At 43.6% G+C, this 11331-nt stretch carries 11 protein-coding genes; 1 reads left to right on the forward strand and 10 read right to left on the reverse strand.

What is annotated here, in order from left to right; genetic code table 11:
- Positions 1-367 precede the first annotated feature (367 nt).
- Entirely contained in the window at positions 368-1342 is a 975-nt protein-coding gene (gene epmA / locus ACTRWI_RS12645; protein ID WP_102478593.1) for an elongation factor P--(R)-beta-lysine ligase, read from the forward strand.
- A 61-nt stretch (positions 1343-1403) separates the two neighbouring features.
- Here the strand turns inward: epmA and ACTRWI_RS12650 are convergent, their stop codons facing one another.
- The 10 genes from ACTRWI_RS12650 to ACTRWI_RS12695 all read right to left on the reverse strand — a co-directional run bounded on the left by ACTRWI_RS12650 (position 1404) and on the right by ACTRWI_RS12695 (position 11136).
- A complete protein-coding gene (locus tag ACTRWI_RS12650; RefSeq protein ID WP_499131849.1) occupies positions 1404-2291 on the reverse strand; it encodes a DMT family transporter in 888 nt (295 codons plus the stop codon).
- Positions 2292-2593: 302 nt separating this feature from the next.
- Positions 2594-3400, reverse strand: a complete 807-nt coding sequence (locus ACTRWI_RS12655; protein WP_499131851.1) for an ETEC_3214 domain-containing protein — start codon at positions 3398-3400, stop codon at positions 2594-2596.
- Between the two features lie 2 nt (positions 3401-3402).
- Positions 3403-3573: a hypothetical protein gene (locus ACTRWI_RS12660; protein WP_499131853.1), complete on the reverse strand. Its 171-nt coding sequence runs from the start codon at positions 3571-3573 to the stop codon at positions 3403-3405.
- 78 nt (positions 3574-3651) lie between these two features.
- Positions 3652-5145, reverse strand: coding sequence for a transglycosylase SLT domain-containing protein (locus tag ACTRWI_RS12665; protein WP_499131854.1), 1494 nt, complete (start codon positions 5143-5145; stop codon positions 3652-3654).
- 84 nt (positions 5146-5229) lie between these two features.
- A complete protein-coding gene (locus tag ACTRWI_RS12670) occupies positions 5230-5841 on the reverse strand; it encodes a lipoprotein (RefSeq protein ID WP_499131856.1) in 612 nt (203 codons plus the stop codon).
- Positions 5842-5844: 3 nt separating this feature from the next.
- Entirely contained in the window at positions 5845-6852 is a 1008-nt protein-coding gene (locus ACTRWI_RS12675) for a hypothetical protein (protein ID WP_499131858.1), read from the reverse strand.
- Positions 6853-6906: 54 nt separating this feature from the next.
- Positions 6907-7695, reverse strand: a complete 789-nt coding sequence (locus tag ACTRWI_RS12680; protein WP_499131859.1) for a hypothetical protein — start codon at positions 7693-7695, stop codon at positions 6907-6909.
- A gap of 752 nt (positions 7696-8447) precedes the next feature.
- On the reverse strand, positions 8448-10328 hold the full coding sequence (locus tag ACTRWI_RS12685) for a methyl-accepting chemotaxis protein (RefSeq protein ID WP_499131861.1): 1881 nt from the start codon (positions 10326-10328) through the stop codon (positions 8448-8450).
- A 378-nt stretch (positions 10329-10706) separates the two neighbouring features.
- Positions 10707-10871, reverse strand: coding sequence for a hypothetical protein (locus ACTRWI_RS12690; protein WP_499131864.1), 165 nt, complete (start codon positions 10869-10871; stop codon positions 10707-10709).
- Between the two features lie 76 nt (positions 10872-10947).
- On the reverse strand, positions 10948-11136 hold the full coding sequence (locus ACTRWI_RS12695) for a hypothetical protein (protein WP_499131866.1): 189 nt from the start codon (positions 11134-11136) through the stop codon (positions 10948-10950).
- Positions 11137-11331 lie beyond the last annotated feature (195 nt).

Raw genomic sequence — 11331 nt, forward strand, 5'->3', positions numbered from 1 at the left:
CTATTTAGAGCGCAGTAAACGGCATCAACCGATTATCATCTCTAAGCCTTAAGTGGTAGGTTCAGTGTATGAGAGGGTGTGATTTCAAATATTGATTTAATTAGGTTTTTGCTTCGGTAATGCATGTGGAGGCATAGAAATTCTAGGTTATGTGATTCTAATCACAGCAAGAGTTTGTTCGTTGCAAGAAGTAAAGAAACGTGTCGACAAATGTATCGATATTGAGTGCATTGTTGTTGATGTTGTTAATTGCTATTGACGTTCATCATCAATCTCAGTGTGGTGGGTCGAGTTTAAGAAAAGATGATTTTTGGCTAAACAAACGGTATCTTTCGATCCAGTTATTTCAGTGAGTCATTCTAAAATCATGAACCAAGCTAACTGGCAACCAGCTGCGCCGATCAAGCAGTTAAAACAACGTGCTTTACTGATTCGTCAGATCCGCGATTTCTTTTTTGAGCGTGATGTGTTGGAGGTGGACACCCCAGCCATGAGCCATGCTACTGTGACAGATGTGCACTTACATACTTTCAAAACTGAGTTTGTAGGGCCAGGATATGCGGGTGGGCAAAAGCTGTTCTTCATGACCAGCCCTGAGTTCCATATGAAACGTCTTTTGGCGGCAGGAAGCGGCTGTATTTATCAGATAGCTAAGGCATTCCGCAACGAAGAGAACGGCCGTTACCATAACCCTGAGTTTATGATGTTGGAGTGGTATCGCGTAGGTTTCGACCACCATCAGCTGATGGATGAGATGGATGACTTGTTGCAGCTGGTGCTGAATTCTCGGGCGGCTGAACGAATGACTTACCAAAATGCGTTTCTTGACGTGCTGGGTGTATGTCCATTAGAAGGTTCAATGGAAGCGCTAAAGGTTTGTGCTGGTGCGTTAGGTCTGAGCGATATTGCTGACCCTGAACAAGACAGAGATACTTTGTTGCAGCTACTGTTTAGCATTGGTGTAGAGCCTAAAATTGGTCAAACAGTGCCAGCATTCGTTTATGATTTCCCTGCGTCTCAAGCGGCACTGGCTAAGATTAATCCAAACGACTCGCGAGTAGCTGACCGTTTTGAGGTGTACTTCAAAGGCATCGAGTTGGCAAATGGCTTTCATGAGTTAGATAACCCGCAAGAGCAGTTGCAGCGCTTTGAAGATGACAATGCTAAGCGTATCGAGATGGGCTTATCGCCTCAACCGATTGACCATCATTTGATTGAAGCGTTAAAAGCAGGCCTGCCAGACTGTGCGGGTGTTGCTTTGGGTATCGACCGGTTGATCATGCTTGCTATGGGGCATGATCATATCGATGAAGTCACGGCTTTCCCCTTCCCGCGGGCTTAACATTGGTGAGTTAGCAGAAGTTAGCGAGCAGATCGATTAGCTGACAAGAATACCAGTGCCACTATCTGACTAGAATGCCAGTACCCACTACGGCAACAATGGCTCCGACCCAAGCATAGGCGTTTGGTCTCTGCTTGGTGTACAGCCATAGAATGGGCAGCAACATGATAGGTGTGGTTGAAGAGAGTAGAGCAACCATGCCGACATTCCCTTCCTGCAGCGCATACAAGATAAGCGTCATTCCCACAGCCATCGCGAGAAAGCCATTCACTGCGGTAATCGCGAATATTTGACCATTCATCGGATTCAGTGCGCGTGAAAGCTTAGCCCCTGTTAAACGAAATGCAGAGTGGGCGACAAAGGCGGTGATCATTCGAATCGCAGAGGCGGCTACTGGGTCGATATTGGTTTGCATCACAGGTTTGGCAATAATACCGCCCAATGCTTGGCAGATAGCGGCCGTGATGCCTAGAGCAACACCAATCCACACGGTACCCTTGATGGTTTCAAGCTGGTTGTTGGCTTGGCCTCGACGACCAAAGAAGATCGCAGTTAATACGCCACTAAACACCAAGGCTGAGCCAATAAGCTCGCCTGAGGTCATGCTTTCACTAAACAGGAAATAACCGAGAATCGCAGAGAATACGGCGTGACAAGAGAACAGCAAGCCAGCTTGACGCGGGCCCATTCGGTTCAAACAGGCAAATAGAGCGGTATCACCAATGAAGATACCAATCAGACCAGACAGCATCATTGGCGTGACAAGGCCTGTTTCGACGGTTGACCAGCCACCAGTAAACCAAGCCATGCTTGATAAGATGACCGCTGTGCAGCCCATGCGCCATCGGCTATAGGCAAAAGAACCTAAGTGTTGAGCAGGCTTTACGGACATTAGGCTTGCGATAGCCCAAAGAAAAGCAGCAGCGAGAGCCAACCATTCGAACCCCATCGATTAACAGTCCTTTTGTCTAGGATAAATTAGCTCATCAATATGCATCAAACCGAACTAGAGGACAAAGCGATTCTTATGAAAGAACGAGTTTGTATCAGTTATTAGAGCGTGATGACCTTTAATAAATATGCCAGTACGTATGCTAAAGATATCGCGTCATGATCTGGGAAGTCATGAGCTTGAATAATGATCCTTTATCACCATTAATCCGCTCTAGAAAATTTTCGAACTTTACATTTGCCATAGTACCGTAAATAGAATTCTAGCCTCATAAAAGGCTAGAACTGATGGTTCAATCATTAACTCTTGTTAATTAAATGATACTCAATATTAGACAGAATCGCTTCCTCTAGAGCGCCTAAACCTAATGTGCTGTAACCGTAGAAGTTCGGCTTCGCATTAGCGCGCAAAGACTGAACGCTTTCTACAACGTTCTCATCCATTGTTAAGGCGTCGACCACTTTAGAAAGTAGCTTCCTGTTCTCTTGCGACATCGGAGAAATAAACTCACTGGAACCACTTATTGACGAATACAAGTAGCCAAATTCGCCACCATTATTCTCCTCAATGTAGTAATTGCCAGTTCTTGCAAACGATGCCCTGACTTCATTAACACTCTCAATAGACCTAAACGGCTGAGAAAATAACTCCGAACCACCAGCATGCTCTTGAGTTTCTGGCTCAAAGCCTTTATTAGGGAAAACAAGATAGGCGACGATCGCATTGTCTCGGGTAATTGCAGAAAGAATGAAGTTATCGTCTTGGTAATATTTAATGACATCATCCGTTGAAGCACGCTTAATGTAGACTGGTGCACCAAATGTTTGATCCAATATTTCAGCCGATGAGCGAATATAGATTTTATCCAGCTTTCTATGTGATGGAATATCTGTCATTTGAGAAAGACCAAAATCAACCATCTTTTCAATCGCATCAAAACTATCGTTAAAACCACCCAAAGCAATCGAAATAACCGACACTAAGCCGATAGTGCGGGCTATCCCGCCCTTTTTCTGCTCTTCCAACAGAGACTCTTGAGTGTCTTGAAGTTCTTGTAACTCTTCCTGTATATCTTTTTGAATATCCTTGTTTTGCTCTTCAGACATTTTTAACCTTTGATCTCGTCGATTTTATCCATTAGCGCATCTGTACCGTCTTCAGCTCTCTCTTGAACTCGCTTAAAAGCATCCGTGTCCATGATGCTTTCAATTTCATCGCTGTAATTAAGACCAAGATAGATACCGACACCGATAAATACTAAAGCGAAAATTTTAAACATTGCTACTCTCAATTCATTAACTGGTAAACCAAGTACATGCTAATGACATGTGCTTGGTTGTTTTGCTTACCTGATGTATTACTTATACAAAGCGATACGACTGTTTACTTTCTTCAAGTAATTTTTGGTTTCGTCATACGGCAGATTAACCACTAGCTGGTCATAGACTTGTTGAGGCGTCAGCTGATTGATAATCTTCGACGCTTTGCCAATACTGGTGGAACGATCTTTATTGAACGCTCTAGCCACATTACCCGCACCAGTGTTATATGCGGCAATGACACAGTACAAACGACTTTCGTCATTCTTTATCTTACGAAGATACTTACTGTTTAGGATGTCTAAATAAGCCGTACCTGTTTCTACGTTGATAACTGGTTGATACAGATCCGCCACTTTCATTGGCGCGTCAATATTGCGGACTTGTTTATTAACATCATGACCTGCACTGGTCGGTACCACTTGCATCAAACCAAACGCAGGCACGTGTGATTTCGCCTCCGGACGAAACGCCGACTCCGAGTGCATGATTGCCATAATCAGTGCAGCATCAACTTTCCAGTTTTTACTCTCTTTCTCAGCCAACGCACTGTACTTGCTCGCACGCGCTTTTAAGCTGTTCTCTGGGAGCTTAACTTTGTAACTGATAACCTTTTTCGGCTTAAGCGGTGCCGTCGCAACCTCAACGACTGGCTTAGGCTTTACCACTTCTGGCTGTGGCGTTTTTTCGACGACCTTTTCTACAACTTTTGGCGGCTGCTTCTCTGTTAGTTTTGGCTCTAGTTTGGCAACCTCTTTTGGTACTTCAACCTCTTCTGCTGGCTTTACGACCTCAACTTCTGGCTCTGGTCGTGTAACCTCAATACCATATTGGGCACGCATTTCGTCATACAGTTTGGTTTGCGCCGCAATACGCTCTTGAGCCTTTGCCAGTAGTGCCATTTTCTTATTATGAGCACGCTGGTAAATGAAGGAGTCTGGAATACCAGTATCAGATAGAATCAATCGTTCGGCTTGCACATCTAACTCATTCATCTGGCTTTGCGTCTGCTGGATAACGAAGCTTTTCTCTTCTTGCTCTTTCTCCAAGGAGTAAAGCACCGCGTGGTCTTCTGCTTTGAGCTCCGCTAGCTCAACGTTTTGCCCAGTAACCTCAACCGGAATGTTTTTAACAAGTGCTTTGATCTCTTCAGGACTACTATCTTCATCCACCAATACAGAGACGGTTGCTATATTCGTTTCATAATCGACGGAAGTCTTTACGTGATCGTCTTGAGAATATTCCACCTGTTTAGTTTGAGATGAAACCTCACCCTCTCCCCATGTCTTGATGAGATCGGTTCTACGCTCATCTAAGTTGTTAGTGTATTCATCACGCCACGTTTCGTACTCATCCAAATAAGCATTAACGTAAGCATGAAACTCTTTGATCTTGTCTTCCTGTGACTGGCTCGCTTTGACAACAGCATTGTTTAGCTGCTGCTTTTGATCTTCTGAAACAGCAAATGCCTGAGAACTGATGGCTGCAGAGATAACGACAGCTAACACAGTCTTATTGATCATTTTGTACATAGTTCACTCCCAGAGTGTATAAAGACAAAAGGCCACTCAAATGGCGGCCTTTTTCACTAATACTGATCGCGGTTCCGTTCGCGGTTATTTTTTCAATGCATTGAACGCCGCAGCAAGGTCCGCTGCTGCTTTTTCATTGTTGAACTGATCCCATAAAGCAGAATCTTCACCACCAACTTCATCGATTACTTTATTCATATTCGCGTCGTATGCTGCTTGGTCCATACCAACCAGAACGTACAGGCCACCCGATGGGCTTGCTTGGCTTACGATAACGCGGCTGTTGGTTAGCGTTTTATTTACGACTGTCTTAGTAATGTTCTCGAATGTTTCTTGAACATCTTCAGTTACTAGCGTTACACCTTCAGCTGCTGAAGTAGAAGTCACACCTTCCGTCGCGGCTTGGAATAAATTGCTCACGTCAGTTTCAAACTCAGCGGCAAGGTTCACACGAGCATCATTAACCGCAATTTTGCGCATTACACCCATACCAGCTGCACTCTTCTTAGAGTAGCCTTTTGCCGCTGCAGCGATGTCACTTGGGATCACATCACAAATCCAGCCCGGTGCAGATACGGTAGGTGCATCTGGGAAAGTACATGGTGCAAAGTTTTGTGCTTCCTTAACCGTGGCATTGTTGCTCTGACAGCCTGCTAGCACTGCTACTAATGAGGTTGCGATAAATAATTTTTTCATAAGTTATTGACCTACTGCGTCTAGTAGCGATTTCGAAGTGCAGTCAATATCAAAAACCGGGCAATCTCGGCTTGCTTCGACTTTACCCATTGTGCCTTTTTTCACCTTTAGTGAAACTTCTTCGTCGATCACCACCCAAGAGTACTTTTCAGTGACTGCATTAACCTCATTATTGACAACGTAGCCGTCACCGATTGGGAAAATCTCTGTGTCACCATCCATGTTTTTCATTGCGTTCGAAAATAAAATGTCAGCTCCAGGTTTGATTTTCTTCTGCTTACCCATACCAATACGAACTTGAGTACCGGCCTCACATTGACGCATTTCTACCACAGGAGCACTTGCCGCAAGTAATTTCTTAATTTCTACAGAGTGGTTCACCGCCTCTGAAGCCGCTTTTGCGGCCATTGATTCATAAGTTGCATTGCTTACAGGGCAGCGAGAGTTATTCGTTTCGGTTGATGAATACTCGTCGCCTTCAAGTTCGATTCGTTGGACTACATTCATAGCTGGTAAAGTGACGACTTTTGCAATGGCTTTTACATCAAAGTCATAGCTACATGATGCTGGAATAACCTTAGTTTCACCTTCATCATTTGTATAAGTACGAGATTCACTGAATGACTTGCTCAGATCGGCATGAGTAATTTCAGTGATAATCGCGTAGTCGGCAATTGGCACCCCTTTACTGCTTAGACGGCCGCTCTGCTCTGCTAATTTAATTTCACCCTTAACTTTATTGGCAATTTTACGATCAACAAGATTAGCGCCAGTACCATCGACTTGCGTCTCCAAGGCATTACGTATTGCCGACTTCATTTTTTTTGATGCCGAGTTTTTAAAATCAATATCAACAGGCAGTACGACTACCTTGGTATCTTCTGAAGAAGGAAGTTGCACGTCTGCCTCTTCAATCTCTACACGAGTATTAGGCGGACATACCTCACTCACTGAAGCACACCCAGATAAGGTTGCTAATACAGCAGTAGCCATCAACGTTTTTTTTAACATTTGTTGTCTCCGAATAGATCCGTTTGTTTAGTTATTTATTGGATTAAAGGTGCGCTACTTTATTAGGCCCAGCGCAGTCCAGATCCCTTTTTCCTTGATTTGCTCATCAAAGTGGCGAGCAGCGCCTTCGTCAGCATATTTGTAGCTAATAACTGAGTTACCCGTAGAGATAATTTCGCTACTAGACACTGTTTTTGACTTTTTATTTATAATTTTGATATTAGAGACCAAGGTTGAAATATAAGCATCACCGACTTTGTTTCTTCGACGCTCAGAATCCACTTTCAACACATGAGTTTGGTTTTTATTCTTTGAAGTTGAGGTCGCAATATTGAACTCAGATAACTGGTTCCCCAAGAGTTCAATGGCTTTTCTTGACTCTCTATCAGAGGAGAGGCGGATGTTAATTTGACTGCTGATTTTTTGGTGTGTAATGGTCAGCTGTTCAATTGCGCTAATGTCAGCGTTATAACTAGGCTTCAGAGATGAAAGCATTGCGATACGCACTGAAGCATCGTGTTCAGTTTGATAAACATTACGATTGTCTAACCACCAAAGTAATTTGTCTTCGTGTGAAAGCGCATCAAGCTCGATTTGAGATTTACGGTTTAGGTCTTTTATTTCGCGAATCAGCTGTTGAGTCACGAGTGATTTTTTCACTCTTACTTCGACAAACGCACCAAGATCATTCTCTTCCATTTGTACATATTCGATACCATTCAAGGTCAAGGATTCAGTCTTAGTATTAACTTTGTTATCAACTAGACTATTTGAAAAACCCTTACCATTAGTTTCTCGAACTGTGTCTCTCATGTAGAAAGAAGACTCGACTTGAGTCCACAACTTTTCGTTGACGTTGTTTACAGCAATTTTTTTAGCGTGAGATAAAGTCCTTGCCTGAGAGACCGCATAAATATAGTTGTCATCGTCTGATTGGGGCTTTAGATACCACCCGGGCTTGGTTGATTGACATCCAGAAAGGACGCAGATAGCCAATATCGCTATGAAAAAGCTAGTAATTTTTTTATTTAAAAACATCTGGAACCAATGTCGAAAAATTTTGTCGCCATCTTATATCTTCAAAGTTAAACATTCAAACCAAAAGCTACGCAGCATTTAACTATAGGTTTGGTTAATATGTTACAAAAGACAAATCTTTAACCTGAAAAGTATCCGTATGTTGAATTAATTACAGTTTTATCAAAATATGTGTCTGGTTTTCAATGGCTCCATATAATTTTGAATGTAAACTATACAGGTGGTATTTAATTAATAAAAACGTGAACAAAGTCTTAAAAAAATAACTATTGAATGAAAATTCGCCTTTTAGCCGGAAATAGTGATGTTATTTCAATGAGAATGCGATGTTGGGGCGTGTTGATCTACCGTGAGTGATTTTTTAACAGTATACTAAATGGTTAAAATTTTTTAGCCAAAAGTAAAAACATAACTAATACCATGCCAAGAATTAAGCAATGTCTAATTATTTCAAGTAGGTAAGGTGGAGAGGAATTATGCCAGCATAGAGTCGCTGGCATTTATGGTTATGTCGATGTCGCTTGCTGGTGTGGTTCAGTGACTTTGCTTGGGGCGTGCTAAACCTTAAAGCGCTCCACGTCTTGGCGCATCGACTCTGCAGCATTACTCATTTCATTTGAGCTATGACGGCTGCTTTCCGCTTGTTGGGCGAGGTCGTCAGAGGCATCTTTGATTCCTTGTGTATTGCGACTGATGTCTTCGCTGACTGCTCGTTGCTCCTCGGCTGCGCTGGCTATCTGCAGTGCCATATCGTTGATTTCACTGATGGCTTGCGTGATTTTAGACAGGCTGTCGTGCGCTTGCTCTGCGAAGTCAACACTGTTTTCTGCCAGTTGAGTGCTGGTGGTCATGCTATCCACCGCATGTTCAGTGTTCTTCTGGAGGGTATCGATCATCACACGGATCTCTTCCGTTGAGCCATGCGTTCTTTGGCTAAGCACGCGAACTTCATCGGCGACAACCGCAAACCCACGACCTTGCTCGCCCGCACGTGCCGCTTCAATGGCAGCATTCAATGCCAAGAGGTTGGTTTGCTCAGCAATGCCTTGAATGGTGGATAAGATCTGGTTGATGCTTTGTGCGTTGTTTTCCAGCTCTCGGATCACATTGGCTGCGTCTTCCACTTGGGTCGCAAGGCGAGTGATGGCATCACGGTTTTGTTGAATTACTTCTTGGCCGTCATTACAGGCTGTTGCAGAGGCTTGAGAAGCGGTTGCGGTTAATTCTGCATGGCTCGCTACTTCGGCGGCAGTTGCTGACATTTCATGAATTGCAGTGGCAATCTGGTTGATATCGTTTTGTTGATTTTCTACTCGCATTGAAGACTGAGCCGCAAGTTGGTTGGCTTTCTCTGCATGGTTGTTTAAATCATGGCTGTGCTCAACGACGCCTTTCAGCATGCTCTGCATCTGACTTAAGAATTGGTTCACAAGTTCAGCAAGCTTACCGATTTCATCCATGCGGGTGATATCGATACGTTGAGTAAGGTCACCTCGACCTTGAGCAAGCTGGGTTAGCGCCTCTGACAAGGTTTGTAATGGGTAAAGCAGTCGGTTGATGACCATGGTGCTAGCGATTGAAATCACGATGTACAGAACAAGTGAGGTTAGTGCGATGAATTGAATCGCATCTGTTACCGCAGAGAATGCTAGTTCTTTATCGATAACAATGCCCAGGGACCAATCGGTGTTCGGAACTTTAGCTATGTAAACCATCTTATCTCCCTGACCAGGCCAAGCCAATGTGGTGATAGTTTGGTTCTGAATCAGTTGTGACACTCGATTTGCGGTTAATTCTGGGTTTAAGCTTGTGAGTGGCTTTTGACTTAACGCTTCATCGCTGTATGCAACGATGTTGTTGTTACCATCCACCAAGAAAGCGAAGCCATCGTTATCCAGTTTTACGTTGAGAACTGTATCGATAATGCTTGTCACGGTTAAGTCAGCAGCCAGTACGCCCTGCTTTTGGCCACTGAAGGCTTTCGCAAAGCTGATGACAATACTGCCATCGAAATCTTGATACGGTTCAGTAATGATCAGGTCTGATGCGGCGTTGGCATCTTTGTACCATGGACGGGTACGAGGGTCGTAGTCTGCTGGCCAGCTTTCCGTTTTATCACCATAAGCGCTCGTGCCGTCACTAAAACCCGCATAAACCGATAGGAATTGTCCGGCTTGTTTGGTGAGCAATAACTCACGGTCTGAATTACTGTTGCTTGAAATGGTTGGCTCATTGGCCAACATCATGTCACTGCGAGTCGAAAGCCAATCGGCAATGTAGTTGGTTGTTCCTACACTTACATTTTTCATTTCATGGTTGATCGCGACTTCAGTTTCTTGGGTTAGCTGGGTAACCGATATCCAGGCTTGAGTGCCACTCACGACGGCGATAATGATCGCAATGGCGAGCTGAATCTTAAATTTAATAGTATGTCTCAAGGTCCATTCCTCCTGATTAGACAAAACCTAACTACGGTAACGTACTTAATAATGAATTGAGATGTCTTTGATAGGTGTATAGTGCCGCTCCCAGCCAGTTAAGGAAAGTATTTAAAATCATCAATTCTAAATATATTGATACTGTTTCTTGACCGTTAGTGAAGTGAAATCACAATTGGATGTTAATTTAAATATCAATTAGATACATGTAGTGAAGCGGCACAGCTCGAAAAGCGCTAAATTTACATTTAGCGCCTTAGTCAAGGTTAAAGGGAAGTCTTAGCGTCTATTAGGTGATGATAAACAGGGCGAGGTAGACCAAAAGCAAGCCGACAATACCATCGGCGACTAGCTACAACACATCCCAGTTGATCAGTTTCAGACCTTCTTACCTTTGATGCTTGTCAAAGTGAAGACCGCCAGTGGAATGATAGAGACCACATAGGTGAGCTCTTTTTTAGGACGTACTACTGGACGTCGATAGACAGGTACCACATAACTGCGAGGGCGCAGGGCAAGACGAGTCGTTTCTTTGTCATCCATCACCTTATATTTATCGGCCTATTCTCCTTCCAATTCTGGAGCAGAGAGTTCGATAATTTTGCGTGGAGTAGATCCATCAAAGCGTAGACCGAAAGTGCAGCCCTTTGTCGGAAGTCATCACCAGTTCAACTGCAATGATCAGTATCGAGGTGGCGAAAACCGGAACGGGCTCAAGTACCCAAAGTAGGGCAGCAAGTAGGAATATCGCTAGCAGGCGGTGTTGAATCAGCGTCAGGTCATCGATAGGTATTAAATCTATTGGCATGAATAACACACCCAAGAGAATCGCAAAAAATCAACAGCTTGACCAGAACGCCAACATTGAGTTTAGGTATGTACAAAGACCCTATGAATAAAGCGTCTTCAAATAGAGAAAGTTATCGGAATTTTTGGTACTTGGAGACGGGGTGGAAAGTCAAAAATTTATTTAAAGTTTCGGCAAATGTTTTGTTTTTGGTCC

The organism is Pseudoalteromonas sp. G5_S1_14_S5 (assembly GCF_054968605.1).

Coding starts and splice junctions, on each gene's coding strand:
- epmA (WP_102478593.1), top strand. CDS start 368: ATGAACCAAGCTAACTGGCAACCAGCTGCGCCGATCAAGCAGTTAAAA.
- ACTRWI_RS12650 (WP_499131849.1), bottom strand. CDS start 2,291: ATGGGGTTCGAATGGTTGGCTCTCGCTGCTGCTTTTCTTTGGGCTATC.
- ACTRWI_RS12655 (WP_499131851.1), bottom strand. CDS start 3,400: ATGTCTGAAGAGCAAAACAAGGATATTCAAAAAGATATACAGGAAGAG.
- ACTRWI_RS12660 (WP_499131853.1), bottom strand. CDS start 3,573: ATGTTTAAAATTTTCGCTTTAGTATTTATCGGTGTCGGTATCTATCTT.
- ACTRWI_RS12665 (WP_499131854.1), bottom strand. CDS start 5,145: ATGTACAAAATGATCAATAAGACTGTGTTAGCTGTCGTTATCTCTGCA.
- ACTRWI_RS12670 (WP_499131856.1), bottom strand. CDS start 5,841: ATGAAAAAATTATTTATCGCAACCTCATTAGTAGCAGTGCTAGCAGGC.
- ACTRWI_RS12675 (WP_499131858.1), bottom strand. CDS start 6,852: ATGTTAAAAAAAACGTTGATGGCTACTGCTGTATTAGCAACCTTATCT.
- ACTRWI_RS12690 (WP_499131864.1), bottom strand. CDS start 10,871: ATGGATGACAAAGAAACGACTCGTCTTGCCCTGCGCCCTCGCAGTTAT.
- ACTRWI_RS12695 (WP_499131866.1), bottom strand. CDS start 11,136: ATGCCAATAGATTTAATACCTATCGATGACCTGACGCTGATTCAACAC.